The following is a 23,635-nucleotide window of genomic DNA, read 5'->3' as shown; positions in this document are numbered from 1 at the left end:
CATTTAGAATAGCTCCGAGGCGGCCGAGTCGCGTTCAAAGAAAATGTTCAGAGATTCAAGATTGATCGAAGCGCGCGCGCCGGCCTTGCGCTATTTGCGCGTTCCCGGCCAGGCGACCTTGTCGAACTGGTTGTAGGCGAGCCGCAGCGGCCTGATCTCGAGAGAGGCGTAGACTCCGCCGGCGGCGAAAGGTTCGGCGGCGAACCATGCTTTCACCGTCTCGATCTTGTCGGCCTCGAAGACATAGAGCGATCCGCTCTGGTTGCCCTCAGCATCCACCGTCGCGCCAGCGAAGCGGATTGGATCCGTTCGTTCGAGCACATAGCTGCGGTGTTCGTCGCGCAATTTCTCGCGCAGCGCCATGCTGTGCGGAGGATGATCGAGACCGACGACCATGAACAGCGGCATTCAAAACTCCCTAGCGATCGCGGCGATTTTCAAAGGCGGCGGTGCAGTCGCGCCGCGAAAAAACCCAGCCGCGCTGCGGCGAGCGCACGAAGCTGTCGTGATATTCGACAATGAATTGCGGCTCATCCATTTGCGCCGGCGCCTTGCCGCGCATGTTCAACGCGCGAAAGGCGATGGAATAGCAATAGCCGCGCGCATGATCCTCATCGATCGCGTCGATGACGATGTTGGTGACGAAATGCCGGCAGATCATCGTCGCATCGCGCACGGCGAGGCCGGCGCGAATGCCGTCGAGCCCACGCCATTCCCGGCCGAGCACGTTCCAGACCGCGTCGTCGGCCCAGAGCTGCATGAAGCCGTCATAGTCATAGGCGTCGATGCGGTTGGCGTAGACATTCACGAGGCGCTCGCAGGCGCGCTCGATGAGAAGCCGCTGCAGATCATCCATCATCGCCTCCACCCGTCGCTTCGTTTCGCTGGCGCGCCTATCGCAAAATGGCCCGCACCAAACGCTAGGCAAATATTGTTCGTCCGTCCAGTCGGTCGTATATCATGCCATCAAGCTGTCAGCAGCCACCTTGATGGCAAGGATTTGGAAGCCTATATTCCGGCCTCAAGGAGTTTATGATGGCCGAACCCCAACTATCCGTCCGCAGCGCCAAGGCGCGCGATCTCGCTCACCGGCTCGCCCGCCGGGAGAAGCGGTCGATCGCCGACATCGTCGAGCGCGCGCTCGAATCCTACGAGATTCGTGAGGCGGGCCGCGAGGCCGCCGCGTCCTTCTATAACAGGCTGTCCTCGGCCCATGGCGTCGATATCGATCTCGACGCCATCATTCGTGAAGGGCGCGGCGCCCATTCCGGGCCTGACCTTTGATTTTCGTCGACACCAATGTCGTCTCGGAGACGCTCAAGAAGTCTCCTGATGAAGCCGTCATCGCCTGGCTTGTCCGCCATGACGCGGAGCTTGCGCTGCCGACGGTGACGATCGCCGAGATCGCCTACGGCATCCAGAAAATCGCGCCGGACCAGCGCGCGGCGCGGCTGGCGCAGGGGCTGTCGGAATGGCGCCGCCGCTTCGCCGACCGCATCTTCGGCCTCACCGAGGAGGCGGCGCTGGCCTATGGCGACATCATGGGCGCGGCCTCGCGGCAGGGCGCCGGCATGTCGGCGCCTGATGGGATGATCGCCGCCATCGCCAAGGTGAATGGCGGCCGGCTCGCGACCCGCAATCTCCAGGATTTCCGCACCGCGGGGCTCGATCTGATTTCGCCCTGGGATTTCTAGGGCTGGAAAATGATCTACCGACTAGACGGTCGGCGTTTATTTGAATAGCGTTTGGGCTTTGGCAAGGAGCGTCCGTGCGCTTTCCCCTGACGCCCGACGAGGAGGAATTCCGGCAGCGCGTGCGCGCGTTCTGCGCCGAGAATCTGCCGCGCTCACTGGCGAAAAAAGTGCGCGCCAATGTTGAGCTCGACCGCGAGGATTATGTTGGTTGGCAGAAGCGTCTCGCAAAGGGCGGGCTGCTCTGCGGCGCCTGGGCGCGCGAAGATGGCGGCCAGGACTGGAGCGCGCTGCAATCTTATCTCTTCGATGAAGAATGCGCGCTCGCCGGCGCGCCATGGCTGCTGCCGTTCGGCGTCAATTATGTCGGTCCCGTTCTCTGCAAATACGGAACGCCAGAGCAGAAGCGGCGCTATCTCCCCGGCATCCTCTCGGCGGACACCTTCTGGTGCCAAGGCTACTCCGAGCCCGAGGCCGGCTCCGATCTCGCCAGCCTGCGCACGCGCGCCGCGCTGACTGGCGACCACTACCGCGTCACCGGCCGCAAGATCTGGACGACCATGGCGCATTGGGCCGATCGCATGTTCTGCCTGGTGCGCACATCGATCGCGGGCAAACCGCAGGCCGGCATTTCCTTCATGCTGATCGACATGAAGGCGCCGGGCGTCAGCGTTCGCCCGATCATCTCGATCGAAGGACGGCCTCACCTCAACGAGGTCTTGCTGGAGGATGTGCGCGTTCCTCTCGAAGATCGCGTCGGCGAAGAAAACGCCGGCTGGACGATCGCAAAATACCTCCTGTCGAACGAGCGACTGCTCGTCGCCGAAATCGGCAAGCAGAAACGATTGCTTGCCGCGGCGCGATTCCTTCTCGGCGAGGCGTCAATCGACGCGCGTGAGGGTCTTGCCGCGCTCGACGTGCGCCTTGCGGCGCTGGAATGGACGGCGCTGCGGACGGTGCGTGAAGCGAGCGTGGGATCGCCATCCGCCGCCGCAGTCTCCATGCTGAAGATACGCGGCTCGGAACTCGAACAGGCGATCACCGAATTCGCGGTCGAGGCGATGGGCGAGGCTGCGCTCGCTTATGATTCCAACCTCGAATCCAAAGATGAAACAGCGCTGATGCGCAACGGCATGATCGCACAGATGTTGTCGAGTCGCGCAGCGACCATCTATGGCGGCTCGAACGAGATCCAGCGCAACATCATCGCGAAAAGCATCGTCGGGCTCTGAGGCTGAGATGAAAGGCGTCCTCACCTCCGAGCAATTGCTGTTCGCCGAAGCCGTCGATCGCTTCGTTGCGCAGGAGTACGGCCGGGGGACAGCGCGGCCGAACCATCGCTTCGACCGCGAGAGATTTTCGCGGCTCGGCGCGATCGGTTGTCTCTCGCTTTCTGTTGCGGAAGAGCTTGGCGGCCTCGGCGGCGGCGTTGAAGCGATGCTTGCGCTGATGAGTCTTGCGCCAGCGCTGCCGCAGGAGCCGGTGATCGAAAGCGGCGTCGAGGCCGCGTCCTTGATCGCCGCTGTGATGCCTGATCGCGCTGAAGAATTGCTCGCGCCGCTTCTCGCCGGAGAAAAGATTGCCATCGTCGCGCGCGGGGCTGATGTGCATGCTTCCGCGAAAGAGGGCGGGGGATGGCTTCTCTCCGGCGGCGCATCGCTTGTCGCGTTCGCGGAAGAAGCTGATTTCATCGTCATTCCAGCGCGCGATGAAAATGGCGGGCTCGCTCTTTATCTCCTCGATCCCCGTGCGCCCGGCGTCGCTCTGCGGCCTCAAAAGCGCATTGACGGGTTGCCCGCCGCCGAGATTGCATTGACCGACGTCAATCTGGCGGCGGACTCAAGACTCGACGGCGATGCGAAGGCTGCGCTTGCGCTGTCGTTCGATCACGCCGAGGCGGCGCAGGTCGCGGCGATGGTTGGCATCATGGATGCGTTGACGGCCACGACGATCTCCTATGTGCAGACGCGCCGCCAGTTTGGCGCTCCGATCGGCGCATTCCAGGTTTTGCAGCATCGCATCGCCGATATGTGGATGGCCTGCGAAGACGCGCGCTCGCTGGCGCTCGCCGCAGCGTTGTCGCTTGACGATCCGCCGGAAGCGCGTCGGCGCGCCGTCGCCATGGCGAAGATCCAGGCCTGCGAATCCGCGCGGCTCGTCGGCAACGAAGCGATCCAGATGCATGGCGGCATCGGCATGACCGATGAACTCATCATCGGCGCATGGCATCGGCGTTTGCTCGCTCTGCGCGCCAGTCTCGGCGGACGCAAGGACCATCTGCGGTGCTTGACCTCCGCGCTTCAGGAGCCGCTTGCATGAGCTTTCCTTTCGCCGGCGGCGTCGCCGTCGTGACGGGCGCTGCGGGCGGCATCGGACGCTCGCTCGCGCATCGCTTTGCGCGCGACGCCATGCGCCTTGTCATCGCCGATGTCGATGAAGCGGCTCTTGGCGCCGTGCGCGATGAACTCGTGAGCGCCGGCGCGGACGTCGAAGCCTTGCGCGTTGACGTCTCCGACGCAGCCGACGTGCAGCGGCTGGCGGATGCGGCCTGCAAAAGATTCGGAACCGTCTCCATCCTTTGCAACAATGCCGGCATCGTGGTCGGCGGACGCGCGCGCGCGATCTGGGAATATGATGTCGAGGACTGGCGCTGGTCGCTCGACGTCAATGTGATGAGCATCGCGCATGGGCTGCGCAGCTTCATTCCACGCATGATCGCGCAAGGCGATCGCGCGCATGTCGTGAACACGGCGTCGATCGCGGGCCTCGTCACCGGCGCGCATAATCCCGTCTACAGCATGACGAAGCACGCGGTCGTGCGCGCATCCGAAGCGCTGCAGGCGTCACTCATCGAGCGTGGACACCCCATCGGCGTCACCTGTCTCTGCCCCGGAATCGTGCGCACGCGCATCTATCACTCCGAGCGCAATCGCCCTGCGGCGTTGACGCCCGCGGGCGGGCCGCCGCAGGATTCGGCGGAGCTGCTTGCCGCCGCCGAGATCGGCATGGAGCCTGACCAGGTCGCTGACATCACGCGCGACGCGATCATCGAGAACCGATTCTACGCGCTGACGTCAGACGCGTTCGACGGCATGATCCGCGCGCGCTTCGAGGCGATCCTGTCGCGGCGCAATCCCGTGTACGAAAATCCGCTTGGCGTCGCGCGCAACGCCGCTGCAACTCGTTAGCGCGAGACCACAATGAAGAACCTGTCGGGAGAAAGCGCGTTCATTTCGGGCGGCGCGTCGGGCATCGGCCTTGCGATCGCAAAAGCGCTGACGCGTGAAGGCGTGAAGATCGCCATCGGCGACATCGACGCCGCCGCGCTTGAACGCGCAACAGGGGAATTGCGCGCGCTTGGCGTGACGGCTCACCCGGTCAGGCTCGACGTCGCCGATCCCGCCTCATGGGCGGCGGCGGTGGCGACCACCGAAGCCGCGATCGGTCCGGTGCGCATCCTCTGCAACAATGCCGGCGTCGGTCCTGTTCATGCCGACACGACGGACACGCCGGCGCAGGATTTCGACTGGGCGCTGCGCATCAATCTCGGCGGCGTTTTTCATGGAACGCAATCGTTCGGCAGGCGCATGAAGGAAGCGGCGCGCGGCGGCGCGATCATCAACACCGCCTCGATTCTCAGCCTGTTTCCGAATGCGGGCTTTCCCGCCTATGTCGCATCGAAATTCGCGGTGATGGGATTGTCCGAAGCGATGCGGATGGAGCTCGCGCCGCATGGAATCTCCGTTGGCGTTCTCTGTCCGGGCTTCGTGCGCACACCCTTGCGCGAGACCTCGCAACGCTTCCGCCCATCGACCGCCGGCGGCCCGCAGGAGCCGGCGCCGGAACGGCCAAGCGCCATGGAGCCGGACGCGATCGGCGCGATGGTCGTCGACGCCATTCGCGACGGTCGGCTCTACATCTTTCCGCATCCGGAATATCGCGCGGTCGTCGAGGATCGCATGGCGCGCATTCTCGCGGGCTTCGGCGCATCGGCGCAGCCGGGATATGTCGAGGATGTCGCGACGCTCGGCGGCGACAGCCTCGCGCTGTCGCGCGCGATTCCAAAAATTTAGAGCGCACTTCGTCGGATGGAAATCCGCTCGTGCGATAGCCCGCATTCCCCTCTCCCCGCTTGCGGAGGGGAGGGGTTAGGGGTGGGGGGTATTTCATTTCAGTTTGCGATTTTGCCCCCCCACCCCCTGCCCCTCCCCTCCATTCGCTGCGCGAATAGGGGGAGGGGAGAAAGCTCGGCGCCTGAAGCGCGCATGGAGCATCAATTCAAACGAATGTGCTCAAGAGCGGGATGCGAAAAACCGGTTCCCGCTTTTCGCATCCCGCTCTAGCGAAGTGTAAGGCCGCCGTCGATCACGAGCGTCTGGCCGGTGACGTAACTCGCAGCGTCAGAGACAAGAAACGCGACGGCGCCAGCGATCTCGACGGGATCGCCAAGCCGCTTCATCGGAACGGAGTCGCGCATGCGCGCGATGCGATCTTCGGGAACAGTGAGAGTCATCCCTGATTTCATCTGGCCCGGCGCGATCGCGTTCACACGCACGCCGCGCTCCGCCCATTGCGCGGCGAGATCGCGCGTCAGATGGATCAGCGCAGCCTTCGTTGTCGTGTAAGGCACGATCTCGGCCATATCAGGCGTGAAGGATGTCAGACCGCCGGTCGAGGAGACGAACAGGATCGCGCCTTTTCCAGCGGGCAGCATCACGCGCGCCGCTTCGCGCGCTGCGATGAAGGCGCCGGTGAGATTGACGTCGACGACCTTGCGCCAGCCCGACAGCGGAATCTCTTCCGGCGCGCCGGCCCATGACGCGCCAGCGTTGTCGATGAGAATATCGAGCCTGCCGAACTCCGCATGCGTTGTCTCGACGGCGGCGCGAACCTGCTCTTCCTGCGCGATATCGCAGGCCATGGCGATCGTCCGCGCGCCGTAGTCGCGCGCGATCGATGCGGCGAGATCGGCGCAAAGCGGCTCCTTACGCGCGGCGAACGCGACATTGGCGCCGCGCTCCGCAAGCGCCGCGGCCATCGCCGCGGCAAGTTCGCCGTGACCGCCAAGGATGAGCGCCCCGCGTCCCGTCAGGGAGGAAAGGTCGGAAAGAAATCCGGGACGCGGAGGCTCAGCCTTGTCCATTGCGCGCTTTGATCAACGGCCCTTCCAGACCGGCTTGCGCTTTTCGAGGAACGCCGTGACGCCTTCCTTCGCATCTTCGGAGTGATGAACGACGTTGCAGGCCATCGTCTCCAGCGTGATCAGCGAATCCGTATCGGCGTCCATGCCGCGATTGACCGCCATCTTGGTGATCCACATGCAGAAGGGACTCTTGTCGATGAGCGGTTCGCAGAAACGCTCGATCAGCGCATCGAATTCTTCCGGCGGCGCGCACTCGTTGACAAGGCCCCACTCGGTCGCCTCGACGCCCGAGAGAAGTTTGCCAGTGAGCATCAGCTCCTTCGCCTTGCGCAGGCCGATATAGCGCGGCAGGCGATAAATCGGGCCAGCGCCGCCGAAGAGCGCGCGCCTGATATGGAAGTCGCCGATCTTCGCCGTCGTCGCGGCGAGCGCGAAATCACACGAGATCATGAGCTCGAAGCCGCCGGCGACAGCATAACCTTCGACAGCCGCGATGGTCGGCTTCTTCATGTTGAAGAAATGATCGTAGGTCTTGGCCGAGAGCTGCGCGAGTTCAAGCGACTCGTTCGTGCTCTGCAGCTTCGGACCGACAAGCTGTCCGAGATCGGCGCCGGCGCAGAACGTATTGCCGCGGCCGCGGAAGACCACCGCGCGCACGCTTTCATCGGCCTCAGCCTTGCGGCCATATTCGCCGAGCTTCACCAGCACCTCGGGGCTGACGCAGTTCTTCACCTCGGGGCGATTGATCCAGATCGTCGCGATCGGGCCCTTCACCTCATACTGGACGACTTCCCTCTCGCTCATGAACTCCTCCCTTGGCGCAGCTTGGCCGGCTTGGCTTGACCCCACAGCCTTGGCGCCGGCCAAATGGTCCGGCGCTGGAAGCGGGGTCTCGCCCTCTCAAAATGCTCGACTGACTAGTCGGTTTAAGGATAATGAGACGCCGCCGGCTGTCAAGCCGCCTCAGCTCTGTGGGCGGAAATTGTGGACCATCTGGACGGTCTAGAGATGCGCCGCTACAATGGGCGGTAAATAATATCGACCTTTCAACGTGATCGGAACGCATGGCGAAGAACGTCGCCCCCGCGCTGTCAGAAGAGGCGCCCGCCCCGCCGCGAAAGCGCGGCCCGAAGGTCGACGTCGCGCTGACCCGCCAGCGCAAAGCCGACATCATGCGCGAGGCGGCGCGGCTGTTCGACAAGGTCGGCTATCATCGCGTCAACATGGAGATGATCGCCGAGGCGGCCGGGCTCAAGAAGCCGACGCTCTATCACTATATCAGGAGCAAGGACGAAATCCTGTTCGCCATCCATGAGGCGATGATCGACGCGCTCCGCCGGCAGCTCACCGAACGCATCGAGAGAGGCATGAGCCCGGCCGAAATCCTTAGGGGAATCTGCCAGGACATCTTCGAGCAGACCCATGACTTCCCCGGCTATGTCCGCGCCTTCTTCGAGCATATGCGCGAGCTTGATGGAGAGCATCGCGCCAAGATCCGCACCGAGCGCAACGCCTACATGGATCAGGTGATGCAGGTGATCAAAACAGGCATGGACAAGGGTCTGTTTCGACGCGCCGACGTCAGGCTGACGGCGCTCAGCCTGCTTGGCGCCTGCAACTGGTCCTATCAGTGGTATCGGCCCGATCGCGATCCCGGCCCGGCCGAAGTCGCGGAAGAGGTCTGGCGGATTTTCTCAAGCGGCCTGCTCACGCGCCCGGCGTGAAAGTTACGCCTGCCGCTCAATCGCTATTGAACCTCGGCCTGCGACCTTCAAGCAAGGCGTCGACGCCTTCGGCGTGATCCGGCAACGCCGCTGAAGCGACTTCATAAGCGAGCGACGCTTCGAAGGCGGACTGCACCGCCTTCTTCAATCCGATATTGATCGAGAGCTTCGTCCAGCGGATCGCCTGACGAGGTCCGCGCAGAAGCTTGTCGCGAAGCCTGGCGATTTCCGCGTCGAGTTGGTCGGCGGGCACGGCGCGATTGATCAATCCGATGCTCGCAGCTTCCGTGGCGGAGATGAGATCGCCCGTCATCAGAAATTCCTTGGCGCGGAGATGGCCGACGAGATGCGGCCAGATTCCCGCGCCGCCATCGCCGGCGACGAGGCCGATGCGCACATGGGGATCGCCGATGCGCGCGGCGTCGCTCGCGATCACCACGTCTGAAAACAGAGCGAGCGTCGCGCCGAGGCCGACCGCGTCGCCATTGAGGCGGCAGATCACCGGCTTCTCCAGATCAAGCAGCGAACAGATGATGCGCCGGGCCTCGACCGACATGGCGGCGAAGGCTTCAGGCCGCCCGCGCGTGTCTCTCAACCAGCCGAGATCGCCGCCGGCGCAGAAGGCGCGGCCGGCGCCGGTGAAGATCACGACATCGACAGAGTCGTCGCGCGCAACGTCCTCGAAAATGCGGGCGAGTTCGGCGTGCATGCGAGCGTCGACCGCGTTGAGCGCGTCCGGGCGGTTGAGAGTGAGCGTTAAGGCGCGCCCCTCCCGCTCGATCGCGATCGCGCCATAGGTCTCGTAACTGATCGCCGCCATCGCGCGTTCTCCCCTCTGCTTCCGCTATCGCCGCCGCAAACGACCGTCCAGTCGGTCGTCTTTTCCCGTCGCGCCGGCGTCGTTCATCATATAATAGAACCGACTGGACGGTCGATAATTATCGGACTATCGTCCGGACAAGATGGGCGGCCCGATCGCCGCCCGCCCCGGCACATGCGAGGGCCGCCCGATGTTCGAATTCTCGCCGCGGTCCAGGGACTATCAGGCCCGGCTGCGCGCCTTCATGGACGAGCATGTCTATCCCAATGAGAAGGTCTACTGGGACCAGCACGCCGCCTTGGCCGACCGCTGGGACAGTCCGCCCATCATCGAGGAGCTGAAGGCGAAGGCGCGCGCGGCGGGTCTCTGGAACCTGTTCCTGCCGGAGAGCCATGAGGGCGCCGGCCTCTCCAATTTCGACTACGCCCCGCTCTGCGAGATCATGGGCCGCTCCTATATCGGCCCTGAAGTTTTCAACTGCTCGGCGCCCGACACCGGCAATATGGAGGTGCTGGAGCGCTACGGAACGGCGGAACACAAGGAGCGCTGGCTCGCGCCGCTGCTGCGCGGCGAAATCCGCTCCGCTTTCTCCATGACCGAGCCCGACGTTGCATCGTCGGACGCGACCAACATGCGGCTGCGCATCGAGCGACGCGGCGGCGAATATGTGCTCAACGGCCGCAAATGGTGGACGTCGGGCGGGGGCGACAATCGCTGCAAGCTGCTCATCGTCATGGGCCTGTCGGACCCCGATGGTCCGCGCCATCAACGCCACTCGATGATCCTCGTGCCGAAGGACGCGCCCGGCGTGCGACTTGTCCGCTCGCTCACCGTGTTCGGCTACGAGCATGCGCCCTGCGGCCATTTCGAGATCGAATACAAAGACGTTCATGTTCCCTTGTCGAACATGCTGCTTGGCGAAGGCCGCGGCTTCGAGATCGCGCAGGGACGGCTTGGGCCAGGACGCATCCATCATTGCATGCGCATGATCGGCGTCGCCGAGCGCGGGCTTGAAGCGATGATCGCGCGCGTCAGACAACGCACGGCGTTCGGCAAGCTGCTCGCCGAACAGGGAACGATCCGCGAGGCGATTGCGCTCTCCCGCTGCGATATTGAGCAGGCGCGCCTGCTCACGCTCAAGGCGGCGCACATGATGGACACCGTCGGCAACAAGGCGGCGCGCGCCGAAATCGCCATGATCAAGGTGGTTGCGCCGAACGCGGCGTTCCGCGTGCTCGATCGCGCCATACAGGTTCATGGCGGCGCCGGCGTCTCCGATGATTTCGGGCTTGCCGGCGCATGGACCTTCGCGCGCGCCGTGCGTTTCACCGACGGGCCCGACGAGGTGCATCTCGCAGGGATAGCTAAGCTCGAACTCGCGCGCGAATTGCCGGCGAAGCCATGGTGAGGCTGAGCGCATGGAAGTGACGGAGAAGACGGCCGCCGATCCGCACGCGCTCGACGCGGAACGTCTCGCGGATTTTCTCGGGCCGCATCTGCCCGAGATGCGCGCGCCGCTGCAGATCGAGCGCATCCAGGGCGGACAATCGAACCCGACCTATTTGCTCAGCGCGAACGGCCATCGCTGGGTGCTGCGCAAGAAGCCGCCGGGAACGCTGCTGCAATCCGCGCACATGGTCGAGCGCGAGCATCGCGTGATGAAGGCGCTGCACGGACAGGTTCCAACGCCACGCACGCGCGTGCTGTGCGAAGATCCCTCCGTGATCGGCACCAATTTTTTCGTCATGGATTTCGTCGAAGGCCGCATCTTCCGCGACACGACGCTGCCCGGCCTCAGCGTCGCGGAACGCGTTGCGATCTACGACGCGATGCAGGACACGATGGCGGCGCTTCACAAGGCCGACTGGCGCGTGGCGGGGCTTGAAGATTTCGGCAAGCCGGCGGGCTATGTCCGCCGTCAGGTCGCACGCTGGTCGCGACAGTTCCATGCGTCGAAGACGCATGACATTCCGGCCATGGACCGGCTCGGCGCCTGGCTGGAAGCGCATGCGCCTGAAGAAGATGAAACCGGCATCGCCCATGGCGATTTCCGGCTCGAGAACATGATCTTCCATCCGACCGAGCCGAGGCCGCTCGCCGTGCTCGACTGGGAGCTCGCGACGATCGGCCATCCGCTCTGCGATCTCGGCTACAACTGCATGCCCTATTATCTCCCGCGCTGGATGAAGGGCTGCGGCGGGTTCGCTGACATCGACATCTCCGGCCTCGGCATCCCCGATGAGAAGACCTATGTCGCGCGCTATTGCCGGCTCACCGGTCGCGAGAGCATTCCGAACTGGCCTTACTTTCTCGCCTTCTCGATGTTTCGCGGAGCTGCGATCCTGCAGGGCGTTTATGCGCGTTCGCTGCAGAACAACGCCGCGCATGAATTGGCGCGCGAGGTCGGGCTCTATGCCGCGCCGGTCGCCGAAATCGGCTGGAACATCGCGAACGGCTAACGCGAGCTTCTACAGCACTCCCCAGGCGCGATAGCGTCCGCGTCCCGTCGTCTCGCGCAGATTGAGTTCGGCGATGAGATCGAGCGCGGCGCGCGGCGTGACCGCAAGCTCCTCCGCAACCATGGCGGCGCTGACGAGCGGGCGGCTCAGAACGAAATCAATCAGCGCCGGCAGCTTCGACGTCGAACGTCGCCCTTCGCATTTTCGCATCAGCACGGTTCGCGCCGACAGCCAGCGATCGTGATCCTTGAGGCCGCCATTGGCGGCCGCCGTCAATGCTTCCAGCCACGCGGCCAGACGCGTGGTCTGGTCCGGGCTGCGCCGACGCTCGCGCGGGATGGCGCGCAGCCCGACGCTGAGCGCGGCGAGATGAGTTCTCGTTTTGCCGCGGGCGCGCAGAAGCGCCGCAGGCAGCAGACGGCCAAGCCAGGAGGCGGGCGTGGGGTTGAGCGCCTCCCACGCATCGCCAGCGAGCGCGGCGGCGAGCGTCGGCGGCAGCGTCGCCGTCTGCTCGACGATCGAACGCCACTGCGCGAGCTGCGCCTCTTCATCGTGATCCGTGTCGTAGATCAGCGGATCGCGCCGGCGCGGCGCGGTCTCCGTCAATGCGCGCTCCGCATTCGCCAGAGCGGCATCGACCGCGGCGAAAGCTTCCGCCAGCGCCGCATCGTCATCGGCGTCAGAACCCGTTGATCGCGTCGCCCCGGAAATGCCGGGCTTGCCGCGCCGATCCGGATCCTCCGCGGTGGCGGACGATTCCGCCCGCCCGCACAGCAGCTCAAACCCGCTCGCCGACAGAGCCCAGGCGGGCTTCGCAGACGCGACACGTCGGCGCGCCGACAGGATCGCATGCGCCTGCGTGAGCTCATGGGTCGGCGCCCTGACATTCATGCCGGCGTCATGCAGCACCAGATCTTCGGCCAGCACGAGTTCGCCCGTGAGCCCGATGCTCGCGCAGGCGTCGGCGAAATCGGTGCGCGCCACCCAGCCGGCCCGGATCGGGCTCGATGCAAGACGCTCATCGAGCCGCGCAACGGCGTCCTCAGCCGCCGCGAGCGGGGAGAGCAGGGCCGGCGCGACCGGCGCGGGAATGACGTAGCGGACGCCGCGCATCCCGCAATCTTAGCGCGATTCGGATGCGCTGAACCCGTCGCGACGGAGGCGCTCAGGGCCCGACAGGCCGGTAGCCGCGGGCCGTCTTGCGGCGGAGGATGGCGCGCAATTCCGATTGCGCCGCTTCGTAGCTTTCATGCAGCCCGATCATCACGCGCCCGCCGCGTGAGCCAATGCGGCCGAAGCAGCGCGTGCAGGACCAGGAATCGAACAGGGCGATCTCGACCGACACCGTGTAATAGCGCGCCATGTTGCGGCCGGGATCAATGCGATGAAGCGTGGCGGTTTTGAGAGACGTTGGGTCTGACATCGGGCGATCGCAGGCACGGAATGTCACGAGATTCGCGCGTGCGGGACTCGCGGTCCAACGCAAGATGTGAATCGGTCGCCGCCGACTGATTCATGCTCGTGATGAGGCAATCATCTAGATCGCGAGATAGTTGCGGGCGATGCGCTCGTCCGCGTCGAAGTTCGGCCAGCCGCCCTCGAAGACGACGCGGCCGGCGTCGATGACGATCACGCGGCCCGTCGTCTGGCGCGCGAACCAGATATTCTGCTCGCTGAGCAGAAGCGCGACGCCGTCCTCATCGCAGATCGCGCGCACATCGGCAGCCAGCCTTTCGACAATGGCGGGCGCCAACCCCTCGGTCGGTTCATCGAGCAAGAGAAGGTTCGGACGCGAGGCGGCTGCGCGCGCGATGGCGAGCATCTGCTGCTGGCCGCCGCTGAGTTGCGAGCCGAGCCGGCCCGAAAGCTGCTCCAACATTGGGAAACGCCGCGTCATCTCGCGCGGCTCGATCGCCGCGCGGCCCGGCGGCGCGCAATGGCCGGCCATCCGGATATTCTCGAGCACGGAGAGATGGCCGAAGATGCGGCGATCCTCGGGCACAAGCTGCAGACCCATGCGCGCGCGCCGGAACGACGGAATGCTGCCGAGAGCAGCGCCATTCCAGGAAACGGCGCCGCTGACGCGCGGCCCGGCATTCATCACGCTCTTCATCAGCGTCGATTTGCCGGCGCCGTTGCGGCCGAGGATGGCGACGCGCTCCCCTTCGCCGACGCGCAGGCTGACGCCATGCAGGATGTGACTGTCGCCGTAGAAGGCGTCGATCGGACCGACCTCAAGCATGCGAATGCTCGCGACCGAGATAGATGTCCTGCACGGTCGAATTGGCGCGCACCTCTTCGAGCGAACCGCAGGCGATGATCTCGCCATAGTTCAGCACCATGATGCGGTTCGCGAGGCCGAAGATGACACCCATGTCATGCTCGGTCATGACGATGGTGACGCGCTTTTCGTCGCGCACGCGCGCGATGAGGTCGGTTGCGGCGGCGCGGTCGCCGGGCGACATGCCCGCCGTCGGCTCATCGAGCATGAGGATGCGGGGATGGCCGGCAAGAGTGAGCGCCAACTCCAGCCGCTTGCGGTCGCCATGCGAGAGCGAGCGCGCCTCGACATCTCCTTTCTCGCGAAGCCCGATATCGCCAAGCAGCGCATGCGCCTCGTCGAGCACGGCGCTGTCCGGCCGCCATTCGTGCCAGGCGCAGGTGCGGCGCCCCTGCGCGTTCTGCCGCGCTTCCACCGCGACGATCACATTTTCGATCGCGGTCGCTTCGCCATAGACGCGCGCGACCTGAAAGGTGCGACCGACGCCGCGCCTGACGCGCGCATGGGCGGGCTCGCGCGTGATGTCGACGCCATCGAATCTGATCGCGCCGCTATCGCCGGGCGTTTCGCCGGTCATGACCTTGAAGAGCGTCGTCTTGCCCGCGCCGTTCGGGCCGATGATCGCGAAGGTCTCGCCCTGCGACACCGAGAGGTTGACGCCCTTCAGCACCTTCACGGCGCCGTAGCTCTTGTGGATGTCGGAGACGGCGAGCAGCTCCGTCATGACATTTTCTCTGCGAAGCCGCGTTCGGAAAGCGCGCGCGGCGCCGGCGTCATAGATTTCGAAAGCTTGGGCGCGAAGCGTCGCCAGAGGCCGATCAATCCATCCGGCGCGGCCATCAGCACGACAAGCAGCACGACGCCGGTCACGATTTCCGATAATCCAACGAGCGTGCGCGTGGCGTAATCGAGCGCGGAGAAAGCCAGCGCGCCGACGACAGGCCCCCAGAAGGATGAGGCGCCGCCAAGAAGAGCGTAGAGGATCGGCTGCGTCGACCTGATCCAATGTGCGAGGTCGGGCGTGACGATCTGCGACCACGGCGCATAGAGCGCGCCGACCGCGGAGCCGACAGCGCCGGAGACGACAAAGGCGCCGAGACGATAAGCCGCCACGTCAACGCCGATGAAGCGCGTGCGATCGGCGTCCATGCGGATGCTGCGCAACACCCGCCCGAAGCGGCTATGAACGATCCACCAGAGCATCGCTGCGAGAAGCGCGCAGGCGGCGCAGAGCAGCCAGTAATAGCGATCGCCCGCGCCGAAATCGAAGCCGAGAATCCGCGGTCGCGGAATATTCGGCAGCCCGTCATTGCCGCCAAGAGCCGCCGTGTGGCTGACTGTGACGCGCAGCACCTCGCTCAGCGCGAGCGTGAGAATCGCGAGATGGATGCCGCTGGAACGCCGCAGCGCCACGATTCCGATGATGAAGGCGACCGCGCCCCCCGCAAGCGCCGACGCGCCGACAAGCGGGAGAAACCAGGCGCCGTGATCAGCGCGCAGTCCGACCGCAGCGATGTACGCGCCAATGGTGAAGAAGCCCGCATTGCCGAAACTCGCAAGGCCAGTAAAGCCGAACAGAAGATTCCACGACAGCGCGAAGACCGCGCCGGTGATCGTCACGCCGGCGATGAAGACAAGACCCGGATTGGCCCAGAGCGGCAGGCTGAGCATCAATGCGCCAGCCGCCAGCGCAAATGCAATCCGCATGGCGAAGCTCACGAAGCGCTCGCGCCGAAAAGGCCGTTCGGCCGCAGAAGAAGGAAGGCGATCATGCCGAGATAGACGGCGAGGCCCGGCAGATTCGGCAGCAGCAGCGCATTGAAGCTTTCGATCATGCCGAGAAGGATCGAGGCGATGAAGGCGCCGCGCACATTGCCGAGCCCACCGATGATGACGGCCGTGAAGGCGAGCAGGAGATAAGTGTCGCCGAGCGCCGGCGACAAGGCCTGGTTCGGCAGCAGCAATCCGCCGGCGAGGCCCGCGAGCGCAAAGCTTGCGACGACGCTCAGCGTCGTTCCCAAAGGCACGTTGACGCCGAGCAGATTGGCCATCCAGCCGTCGGCCGCCAAAGCTGTGACCATCTTTCCGAGCCAGAGCCGATGGATCGCGATCTCAAGCGCGAGAAAAACGACGAAGCCCGTTGCAATCACGAACAGCGAGAATTTCGGCAGAAACAAGCCAGCGATCGCGACGCCGCCATCTAGGAAGGGCGGCGGATCGGCGGAATGGAAATCCATGCCCCAGATCATTTTCGCCACGCCGACACAGATCAGCAACACGGCGAAAGTCGCGATCAGCATGTAATGCTCATCCACATGGCGCAGACGGCGCAAGACAAGCTGATCGACGACAAGGCCGAGGGCGCCCACCAACGCAGCGGCGCCGAGCGCGCCGCCGATGAACGCGGCGAGCGAATCCGGCGCATCGCCCAACAGCGACCACGCGACATAGGCGCCAATCATGAAGAAGGCGCCATGTGCGAAGTTCAGCACCCTGAGGATGCCGAACATCAGCGTCAGCCCCGCCGCCACGAGAAACACCGCCATGGCGGTGGTGAGACCGTTGATGATCGCAAACGCCATGATGCGGAAAGCGCCTTCCGATCAGGCAAGTTTCTTGCCGGGCGTCGCGGGCTCGACAAATTCAGCGCCCGGCAACACGACCGATTCGAACACGCGCCAGCCCTTGGGATCGGACGCGTCGGCGCCGAACTTGATGTAGACGAGATTGCCGACGAAGGTCTGATCCTCCTTGCGGAAGGTGATCTTGCCGGTGGCGCCGAGCGGCGCGCTCGCCGCCATCGCCGGCAGCACGCCGGCGCGATCGGTCGAGCCGGCAACCTGCGCGGCGTTCACGATCGCGAGGATCGAGTCATGCGCGATCGCCATGAACCAGTTCGGATATTCATCCTTGGTGCGGCCGACATAGTCCTTGTAGATTTCCTGTGCGACCGGATTGTCGGCGACCGCCTCCTGATACCAACCGGTCCAGCCCCAGATTTCCTTTGGCGTATTGCGCCCCAGCGCTTTCGCGATGCTGAGTTCGTTGCCGGAGTCGGCCTGGATGCGATATTTGTTCTCGACGCCGAAGGTGCGCGCCTGCTTGTAATAGCTGATCGCGTCGGCGCCCTGCAGCACGTTGAAAAGCCCGTCCGCCTTCGCGTCCATCAGCGAAGAAATCTGGTTCTTGTAGTCCGCCGCGCCGAAACTCGCGAAGAGCGGGTCGAGCACCTCGACTTCTTTACCCGCCAGCTTGGGATATTCGCGCTTCAGGCCAAGCGTGAACTGGCGCGCCAAATCTTTAAGCGAATCCGTTTCAGTCGCCATCACAGCCCAGCGCGTCACGTCAGGGTATTTCCGCGCCATCACGCTGGCGAAGCCGCTATAGGCCATCGGCCCGCTGAATCCGAGACGGAAGGCGTTGGGATTGAAATTCTCGTGGGTGAGCGACGCGCTCGAAGGGCCGACCATCACCATCGAAGCGCCAGCGCCGTCGAGCAGCGGCAAGGTGGCGAGCAACGGCGCGGTGAGGGGGCCCTGCGCCACGAGCTTGATCCCCATTCCCGCAAGTTCACGAAACGCTGCGACCGCGCCATCAGGCGAACCCTTGTCGTCGCGGATCACGAGTTCGATCTTCTTGCCGAGCGCGCCGCCTTTCGCGTTGATGCGGTCAGCCGCGATGGTCGTGCCGATCTTGATGAAATTGCCGTAGAGCTGCGCCGGCCCGCTGAGCGATGTGATCAGCGCGACGCGAAGCGTGTCGCCCTCCGCCGCGCGGAGGATCGACGGAGCTGCGAGAGCGCCAAGACCTGCGGCGGCGCCTTTGAGAATCGTTCTGCGTGCGAATGTCATTGCTACCTCCCCATATTTTTTGATCTGCTGGAAATTTGGTTCCTCTGACTCCCTAGGCGATTGCGCTGCCGGCGAGCAGTTCGTCGCGAACGCGCGCGCGCATGATCTGATTGGTTGCGGCCGTGCGCGGCAGCGCATCGACGATCACAAGCCGCCGCGGATGCTTGAAGGCCGCGAGCCGGCCATCGACATGGGCGCGCAGGAGATCGAGGCTGGGCTGCGCGGCGCCTGGCGCCAGCACCACGGCGGCGCAGATCAATTCGCCCCAGGCGTTGTCGGGCACGCCGATCACGGCGACTTCGGCGACGCCGGGAAAGGAGCCAAGAGCTTCCTCGACTTCGGCGGGGGCGATCGTCTCGCCAGCCGAGCGGATCACGTCGCGACGACGGCCGGTGATGGTGAAATATCCATCCGCGTCGCGCTCCGCGAGATCGCCGGTCAAATACCAGCCATCGTCGAACACGGCGCGCGTCTGCTCCGCCAGCTCGAAATAGCCCGACATCATGGAGTCGGAACGAAGCTGCAATTCGCCGTCGACGATGCGCGCCTCCTTGCCAGGCGGCGGCAACCCCACGCTTCCGGGCTTGCGGCTGATATCAGCGTCGGCGATGCCGAGGCCCAGACCAAATTCTGTCGAACCATAGAGCACGCCGCATTGCGCAACGGGAAAGCGATCGCGAATGCGCGCGATCAGCACGGGATCGATGCGCGATGTTCCCGTGAAAGTGTAGTGAAGCGACGATGAATCGAATTTTCGATCCGCCGCAAGCACGCGCTCCCACAGCGCCGGAATGCAGTAGAGGATCGAGGCGCACCAGCGCTCGACCTCGGACAGGATCGCATCGCCGTCGAGCCGCATCGGAATATGCAGTGGGCGACGATGCGCCCATGACGCAAGCAGATAATTCCAGCCGGCCCAGTGGAAGAAAGGAAAGGTGCAGACTTCGCCCGCGCCGCCGGAAACCTCGGAGCGCGAATTTCCCTGATAGGAGCGGATGAAACTCGCGCGATGCGACAGCATCACGCCTTTCGGCTGGCCGGTGCTGCCGCTGGTGAAGAACATCGCATGGATATCTTCCTCGTCGATCTCCTGCGCGATCGCTTGATCGGAGGCGCGGCGCGCGCCCTCTTCGAGATCGCGACCGGGCGTCACACTGCTTCCGCCGAATGTCGCAAGCTCGACGCTGGCGCGCTGCGCCGCAGCCTCCGCGATCGTCGCATGGCGCGGATCGGCAATCAGCAGCCGCGGCCTCGCATAGAGAATGCAGGCAAGCGCTTCATCCAATGAAAATTCCGGATTGATCGGCGCGAAGACGGCACCGATCCTCTGTGTCGCGAAAAAGAGTTCAAAAGCGCGCAACGATGCGTCGCACCAGACGATCACGCGGTCGCCGCGCCTGACGCCGAGTTCGAGCAAGGCGCGCGCCATCCTGTTCGCCGCCCGATCCGCCTCCGCGAAAGTCACGACGCGATCGCCGAAGGTCGCGGCGATCGCGTTCGGCGTCGCGTTTGCCGCGAGATCGAGAATGCGGCCGATCAGACGCGCCATGATCGAGCGTCTCCCCCGTTCCCTAGACTTCGCCGACATCCTTGAGTTCGCCGAGCGGATAGGTCTTGCCCAGCGACTCCATCATGTAATCCGCGCCATTCGCGGCGGGCACGAACCATCCTGTCGGGCACATCGTCAGGATTTCGACGAGTGAGAGGCCCTTGCCTTCAAGCTGCCGCTGGAACGCCTTGCGCACGAATTTCCGCGTCTGCGCCACGGCCGCGGCGCTATGGACCGAACCGCGCGCGACATAGGCGGAACCCTGCAGCGACGCGACGAGATTGGCGACGGGAATGGGATAGCCGTGATAGGCGGCGTCGCGCCCGTCGATGCTGTTTTTGGTGCGTTGCCCCAGCACGGAGGCGGCCGTCATCTGGCCGCCGGTGTCGCCGAACACGCCATTGTTCAGCATGATGCAGGTGATGTTCTCCGCGCGCGCCGTGGCGTGCAGGATTTCGGCGAGGCCCTCATTGACCATGTCGCCGTCGCCCTGAAGCGTCCACACCGCGCATTCCGGCCTCATGCGTTTCACGCCCGTCGCGGTCGCCGGCGCGCGGCCATGCAGACACAATGTCGAATCCACATCGAGCAGCATGACAAAGGAGCCGTAGCAGCCATGGCCGAGGATCGCGATGTTGCGTTCGGCGAGCTGCAATTCCTCGATCACTTCGAGCACGGTGCGGATCGCGACCGGCTCGCCGCAACCGGGGCAGAGCCCGTGCTCTTCCGATTGCAGCAGGCGCGGCTTGAACGATGCGACCTTCTGGCTCGGCGCCTCGGGCGGGGCGATGGTGTCGATGACGCTCATGCCGCAGCCTTCTCGAAATGCGCCTCGATGCGCTCCCTGATCGCGTTGGCGTGCATCAGGGGACCAAGATTGAGACCGGATTCATCGAAGCTCACCCCGCCGATTGGGACGACGCGGCGACGATCGACAACGTTCAAACGGACGTCGTCGATCATCTGGCCGGCGTTGAGCTCGAAAACGAGAACGCGCCGCGCACGCGCTGTCGCCCGCTCCAGCGCTTCGCCGGGGAAGGGCCAGAGCGTGATCGGGCGGAAGAACCCGACGCGGCGCCCCTCCGTGCGCAGATCGCGCACGACATGCTCGACGAACTTGCCGCCGGAGCCGAAGGCCACGACGACGATCTCGGCGTCCTCCGTGAATTCCTCCTCATGCCGCTGCTCAAGCTTGGCGACATCATCGAATTTCGCCGCGATACGCGCCCAATGCGCGCTCGGGCCGGGGCCGGGCGTGTTGTGCTTGCCCGCCCCCCAGGTCCAGATCTGGCGCGAGCGGCCGGAGCCGCCGGAGGTTCCGTCCAGCTGCCAGTCCTTCGGCGGCAGCGGCTCCAGATCGAGCGGTTTGAGATCGACGCTGACCTGCGTGCGCGCGATCAGATTATCGCCCATGAAAATCACCGGCGCGCGATATTTGTCGGCGAGATGGAAGGCGAGCTGGGCGTGCTCGACCGCCTCCGGCACATCCTTCGGCGCCAGCGTGATGGTGCGATAGTCGCCCCAGCCGCCGCCGCGCGTCGCTTGGAAATAATCCTGCTGGTTGCGCGCCATGTTGAACACGACGAGCGGCGTTTCGTTGAGAGCGGCTTCGGCGATCGCCTCCTGCATCAGCGCGAGGCCTTGTCCGCAGGAGCCCGTCGCGGCGCGAAAGCCGGTCGCGGCGGCGCCGAGCGCCATGTTCACGCCCTCGATCTCGCTCTCGACATTGATGCAGACGCCGCCGGGCCGTTGCGGCAGCTTGCGCGCGAGATGCTCCAGCAATTCCGTCGACGGCGACATGGGGTAGGCGGCGTAGAAGCGCAGCCCCGCGACGAGCGCGGATTCGGCGATCGCCTCGCTGCCCTCAAGCAGTTTCATCGCCATGCGTTTGCCTCCGCTGAAGGCGCGTCGGAGACCACAGGCTCGCGCAGCTTGAAGACCTCGAACACGAAATCGGGACAGACCTGTTGGCAGGCCGTGCAGCCGGTGCAACCCGGCGAAAGCTCGGGATAGGGATAACCCAGCGCGTTCACCTGCTTCGACATTGACAGCACGCGCGGCGGGCAGGCGGGAATGCAGAGCTCGCAGCCCTTGCAGCGATCGGCGGCGATCACGAGCGCGCCGCGCGTGATGGTGCGTTCGCTCACGCCGCCGCCTCCTGCATGGCGAGCGCATGCGCGGCGCCGGCGCGGATCGCCTTCTCGTTGGTCTCGATATGCTGGCGACGATAGGGCGGAATCTGCTCGGCCATCGCCGTGACAAGCGCCTCGATCGTCACAGAGTCAGTCAACGCGGCGAACGCGCCCATGATCGCCATTCCCGCCGCCATGCGATTGCCCGCCGCAAGCGCGATCTCCGTCGCCGGAATGCGCAGGAGGCGATGCCGCGCCATATCAGGGAGATCGCCGGCGATTCCATCTTCGGCGACGACAAGAGAACCGGGCCGCAATCGCGGGCCGACATTCTCCCAGAACTTGTGATGCAGCGCGATCGCGCAACCGGCCGAGGGGATGATCGGCAGCGCGCGCAACCGCTGATCGCCGATGACGAGCGTCGCCACCGTCGAGCCGCCGCGCATCTGCCCGCCATAGTCGCCGGACAGCATGACATGACGGCCCATCGCCGTGGCGGCGAGAGCGAGCACCTTGCCGACGAGTTGCACGCCCTGACCGCCAATGCCGGAGATGAGGATGTCGAGCTCCAGGGCCGCCTCCCGAGGCGCATTTTTCGTTGCCGCCCACCTTAGAGGGATTCCGAACCGGTGCAACTTTTTTTCTTGTTGAACTAGAAATTTACTTGCGGGATAGAAATAACGCTCGCGGCCGGCGCCGCGCCGGGACCCGCCCCATGACCTATGTCGTCACCGAGGCCTGCATTCGCTGCAAATACATGGACTGCGTCGCGGTCTGCCCGGTGGATTGCTTCCATGAGGGCGCGAATATGCTCGTGATCGATCCCGACGGCTGCATCGATTGCGGCGTCTGCGAGCCGGAATGTCCGGCCGAAGCGATCGCAGCGGATGTCGATCCGCGCGCGGAGCGATGGCTCGGTCTCAATCGTGATCTCGCACGCCGGTGGCCGGTGATTCAGCAGAAGGGCGAGCCGCCCGAAGACGCCGACGCCTTCAAGGGCGTCGCCAACAAATACGCCGATCATTTCTCGCCAGCGGGTCCGGCGGGTTAGGCGCCTCGCGCGGACGCTTTGACGGAATGATTGACTGAGCTGTCCGATCCCGAAGCGCAAATTCAATCGATTGTGCGCTCTGCGCCATATACGGTCATTCGCGCGCGTTCTTCAAAGCAGCCGCTCACGCTATGATGGAATTCAGCTCTTTACAGCCCATCAGCGTCGTCACATGACTTCAATTCAACGCAGTCGCCCGGCGCAGTGGTCCTGATTTCGACGAAAGAGACGCCGGAGCTCCACACGCGTCGAAGTCAGGGATGAATATATGGCCACCTTTATTCTGATACCTGGAGGCTGGCAGGGCGGTTGGGTCTACCAGACGGTCGCGGAATTACTTACTGCGCACGGGCACAACGCCTTGCCGATCACGCTTTCGGGGCTCGGCGATACTCCCGCCCCGTTGGCCAATCTTGAAACGCACATCGGTGAGGTCGTGAGCGTCATGGAATCGCAGCGCGACGATGTGGTCCTTGTTGGACAATCCTACGGCGGCATGATCGTGAGCGGCGCAGCCGACGCCGAGCCGGCGAAAATCCGGACGTTGGTTTATGTCGACGCCTATGTCCCTGATGCCGGCGACTCCGTCTGGTCGCTGACGACGCCACGTTTTCGAGAAATGTTCATCGCTGGCGCGAAGGCGGATGGACTCAACTGCGCGCCGCCTCCCAATCTCGACCCGCGATGCCGGCCGCACCCGATGGGGACGTTTCTACAATCGATCACTCTCAGCGGACGTTGGCGTGAAGCGCCGCGCAAAATCTTCATCGGCGCGCATGGATGGGAGGGAAGCCCGTTCCTCGATCTCTATCAACGCTTGAGCGGCGAGCCGGACTGGTCGACCTTCTCCTTCGGCTGCGGACACAATGTCGCGCGGCTGAAGCCTGAGGCTTTGACGGAGATATTGCTGGCTCAGGTTTAAGAAAGCGACGGC

At 64.5% G+C, this 23,635-nt stretch carries 28 protein-coding genes; 11 read left to right on the top strand and 17 right to left on the bottom strand.

Annotation, left to right across the window (positions count from 1 at the left end; translation table 11 throughout):
- Nucleotides 1-90: 90 nt before the first annotated feature.
- Together L8F45_RS27775 and L8F45_RS27770 are read right to left on the bottom strand one after the other, a co-directional pair.
- Nucleotides 91-408, bottom strand: a complete 318-nt coding sequence (locus L8F45_RS27775; protein WP_342363640.1) for a YciI family protein — start codon at nt 406-408, stop codon at nt 91-93.
- A 10-nt stretch (nt 409-418) separates the two neighbouring features.
- A complete protein-coding gene (locus L8F45_RS27770) occupies nt 419-859 on the bottom strand; it encodes a nuclear transport factor 2 family protein (RefSeq protein WP_342363639.1) in 441 nt (146 codons plus the stop codon).
- A 176-nt stretch (nt 860-1,035) separates the two neighbouring features.
- Here L8F45_RS27770 and L8F45_RS27765 point away from each other — a divergent pair, with 176 nt between their 5' ends.
- From L8F45_RS27765 to L8F45_RS27740, 6 genes are all read left to right on the top strand, one after another.
- Nucleotides 1,036-1,284 (top strand): plasmid stabilization protein, encoded by a 249-nt coding sequence (locus tag L8F45_RS27765; protein ID WP_342363966.1) that lies wholly within the window; start codon nt 1,036-1,038, stop codon nt 1,282-1,284.
- Nucleotides 1,281-1,694, top strand: coding sequence for a type II toxin-antitoxin system VapC family toxin (locus L8F45_RS27760; protein WP_342363638.1), 414 nt, complete (start codon nt 1,281-1,283; stop codon nt 1,692-1,694). Before L8F45_RS27765 ends, L8F45_RS27760 begins: the two co-directional genes overlap by 4 nt.
- Nucleotides 1,695-1,768: 74 nt before the next feature.
- Entirely contained in the window at nt 1,769-2,923 is a 1,155-nt protein-coding gene (locus tag L8F45_RS27755; RefSeq protein WP_342363637.1) for an acyl-CoA dehydrogenase family protein, read from the top strand.
- A gap of 7 nt (nt 2,924-2,930) precedes the next feature.
- Nucleotides 2,931-4,010: an acyl-CoA dehydrogenase family protein gene (locus L8F45_RS27750; RefSeq protein ID WP_342363636.1), complete on the top strand. Its 1,080-nt coding sequence runs from the start codon at nt 2,931-2,933 to the stop codon at nt 4,008-4,010.
- Complete coding sequence (locus L8F45_RS27745; RefSeq protein WP_342363635.1) at nt 4,007-4,879, top strand: SDR family NAD(P)-dependent oxidoreductase; 873 nt, start codon at nt 4,007-4,009, stop codon at nt 4,877-4,879. The genes L8F45_RS27750 and L8F45_RS27745 overlap by 4 nt, the downstream gene beginning before the upstream one ends.
- Nucleotides 4,880-4,891: 12 nt before the next feature.
- A complete protein-coding gene (locus L8F45_RS27740) occupies nt 4,892-5,764 on the top strand; it encodes an SDR family NAD(P)-dependent oxidoreductase (protein WP_342363634.1) in 873 nt (290 codons plus the stop codon).
- A gap of 266 nt (nt 5,765-6,030) precedes the next feature.
- Here the strand turns inward: L8F45_RS27740 and L8F45_RS27735 are convergent, their stop codons facing one another.
- Both L8F45_RS27735 and L8F45_RS27730 read right to left on the bottom strand, forming a co-directional pair.
- Nucleotides 6,031-6,834 (bottom strand): SDR family oxidoreductase, encoded by an 804-nt coding sequence (locus L8F45_RS27735; protein ID WP_342363633.1) that lies wholly within the window; start codon nt 6,832-6,834, stop codon nt 6,031-6,033.
- A 12-nt stretch (nt 6,835-6,846) separates the two neighbouring features.
- Nucleotides 6,847-7,638 (bottom strand): enoyl-CoA hydratase/isomerase family protein, encoded by a 792-nt coding sequence (locus L8F45_RS27730; RefSeq protein WP_342363632.1) that lies wholly within the window; start codon nt 7,636-7,638, stop codon nt 6,847-6,849.
- Between the two features lie 260 nt (nt 7,639-7,898).
- On the opposite strand from L8F45_RS27730, the gene L8F45_RS27725 reads away from it, so the two are divergent.
- Complete coding sequence (locus L8F45_RS27725) at nt 7,899-8,558, top strand: TetR/AcrR family transcriptional regulator (RefSeq protein WP_342363631.1); 660 nt, start codon at nt 7,899-7,901, stop codon at nt 8,556-8,558.
- Nucleotides 8,559-8,574: 16 nt separating this feature from the next.
- Here L8F45_RS27725 and L8F45_RS27720 read toward each other — a convergent pair whose 3' ends face one another.
- A complete protein-coding gene (locus L8F45_RS27720; RefSeq protein WP_342363630.1) occupies nt 8,575-9,378 on the bottom strand; it encodes an enoyl-CoA hydratase/isomerase family protein in 804 nt (267 codons plus the stop codon).
- A 190-nt stretch (nt 9,379-9,568) separates the two neighbouring features.
- Here L8F45_RS27720 and L8F45_RS27715 point away from each other — a divergent pair, with 190 nt between their 5' ends.
- Entirely contained in the window at nt 9,569-10,786 is a 1,218-nt protein-coding gene (locus tag L8F45_RS27715; protein WP_342363629.1) for an acyl-CoA dehydrogenase family protein, read from the top strand.
- Nucleotides 10,787-10,796: 10 nt separating this feature from the next.
- Nucleotides 10,797-11,837 (top strand): phosphotransferase, encoded by a 1,041-nt coding sequence (locus L8F45_RS27710; RefSeq protein ID WP_342363628.1) that lies wholly within the window; start codon nt 10,797-10,799, stop codon nt 11,835-11,837.
- 9 nt (nt 11,838-11,846) lie between these two features.
- On the opposite strand, the gene L8F45_RS27705 is transcribed toward L8F45_RS27710, so the two are convergent.
- The 12 genes from L8F45_RS27705 to L8F45_RS27650 all read right to left on the bottom strand — a co-directional run bounded on the left by L8F45_RS27705 (nt 11,847) and on the right by L8F45_RS27650 (nt 22,285).
- Nucleotides 11,847-12,950, bottom strand: coding sequence for an RHE_PE00001 family protein (locus tag L8F45_RS27705; RefSeq protein WP_342363627.1), 1,104 nt, complete (start codon nt 12,948-12,950; stop codon nt 11,847-11,849).
- Nucleotides 12,951-13,002: 52 nt separating this feature from the next.
- A complete protein-coding gene (locus L8F45_RS27700; RefSeq protein WP_342363626.1) occupies nt 13,003-13,260 on the bottom strand; it encodes a WGR domain-containing protein in 258 nt (85 codons plus the stop codon).
- A 114-nt stretch (nt 13,261-13,374) separates the two neighbouring features.
- Nucleotides 13,375-14,079 carry an ABC transporter ATP-binding protein gene (locus L8F45_RS27695; protein ID WP_342363625.1) on the bottom strand — a complete coding sequence of 235 codons (705 nt, stop codon included), beginning with the start codon at nt 14,077-14,079 and terminating at the stop codon, nt 13,375-13,377.
- Nucleotides 14,072-14,842 (bottom strand): ABC transporter ATP-binding protein, encoded by a 771-nt coding sequence (locus tag L8F45_RS27690; RefSeq protein ID WP_342363624.1) that lies wholly within the window; start codon nt 14,840-14,842, stop codon nt 14,072-14,074. The genes L8F45_RS27695 and L8F45_RS27690 overlap by 8 nt, the downstream gene beginning before the upstream one ends.
- Entirely contained in the window at nt 14,839-15,825 is a 987-nt protein-coding gene (locus tag L8F45_RS27685; RefSeq protein WP_342363623.1) for a branched-chain amino acid ABC transporter permease, read from the bottom strand. The genes L8F45_RS27690 and L8F45_RS27685 overlap by 4 nt, the downstream gene beginning before the upstream one ends.
- Before the next feature lie 8 nt (nt 15,826-15,833).
- Nucleotides 15,834-16,700 carry a branched-chain amino acid ABC transporter permease gene (locus L8F45_RS27680; protein WP_342363622.1) on the bottom strand — a complete coding sequence of 289 codons (867 nt, stop codon included), beginning with the start codon at nt 16,698-16,700 and terminating at the stop codon, nt 15,834-15,836.
- Between the two features lie 21 nt (nt 16,701-16,721).
- Nucleotides 16,722-17,969, bottom strand: coding sequence for an ABC transporter substrate-binding protein (locus tag L8F45_RS27675; RefSeq protein WP_342363621.1), 1,248 nt, complete (start codon nt 17,967-17,969; stop codon nt 16,722-16,724).
- A 52-nt stretch (nt 17,970-18,021) separates the two neighbouring features.
- Nucleotides 18,022-19,518, bottom strand: coding sequence for a class I adenylate-forming enzyme family protein (locus tag L8F45_RS27670; RefSeq protein WP_342363620.1), 1,497 nt, complete (start codon nt 19,516-19,518; stop codon nt 18,022-18,024).
- Nucleotides 19,519-19,540: 22 nt separating this feature from the next.
- Nucleotides 19,541-20,326, bottom strand: a complete 786-nt coding sequence (locus L8F45_RS27665) for a thiamine pyrophosphate-dependent enzyme (protein ID WP_342363619.1) — start codon at nt 20,324-20,326, stop codon at nt 19,541-19,543.
- Nucleotides 20,323-21,402, bottom strand: a complete 1,080-nt coding sequence (locus tag L8F45_RS27660) for a hypothetical protein (RefSeq protein ID WP_342363618.1) — start codon at nt 21,400-21,402, stop codon at nt 20,323-20,325. The genes L8F45_RS27665 and L8F45_RS27660 overlap by 4 nt, the downstream gene beginning before the upstream one ends.
- A complete protein-coding gene (locus tag L8F45_RS27655; protein ID WP_342363617.1) occupies nt 21,393-21,665 on the bottom strand; it encodes a 4Fe-4S dicluster domain-containing protein in 273 nt (90 codons plus the stop codon). Before L8F45_RS27655 ends, L8F45_RS27660 begins: the two co-directional genes overlap by 10 nt.
- On the bottom strand, nt 21,662-22,285 hold the full coding sequence (locus L8F45_RS27650; protein WP_342363616.1) for a 2-oxoacid:ferredoxin oxidoreductase subunit gamma family protein: 624 nt from the start codon (nt 22,283-22,285) through the stop codon (nt 21,662-21,664). The genes L8F45_RS27655 and L8F45_RS27650 overlap by 4 nt, the downstream gene beginning before the upstream one ends.
- Nucleotides 22,286-22,365: 80 nt before the next feature.
- On the opposite strand from L8F45_RS27650, the gene fdxA reads away from it, so the two are divergent.
- Together fdxA and L8F45_RS27640 are read left to right on the top strand one after the other, a co-directional pair.
- Nucleotides 22,366-22,701, top strand: a complete 336-nt coding sequence (gene fdxA / locus L8F45_RS27645; RefSeq protein WP_342363615.1) for a ferredoxin FdxA — start codon at nt 22,366-22,368, stop codon at nt 22,699-22,701.
- 268 nt (nt 22,702-22,969) lie between these two features.
- Nucleotides 22,970-23,623 carry an alpha/beta fold hydrolase gene (locus tag L8F45_RS27640; RefSeq protein WP_342363614.1) on the top strand — a complete coding sequence of 218 codons (654 nt, stop codon included), beginning with the start codon at nt 22,970-22,972 and terminating at the stop codon, nt 23,621-23,623.
- The last annotated feature ends 12 nt before the right edge of the window (nt 23,624-23,635 follow it).

This window comes from Terrirubrum flagellatum, assembly GCF_022059845.1.
Lineage (GTDB): Bacteria > Pseudomonadota > Alphaproteobacteria > Rhizobiales > Beijerinckiaceae > Terrirubrum > Terrirubrum flagellatum.
This window is presented reverse-complemented; position numbering and strand designations above follow the sequence as displayed.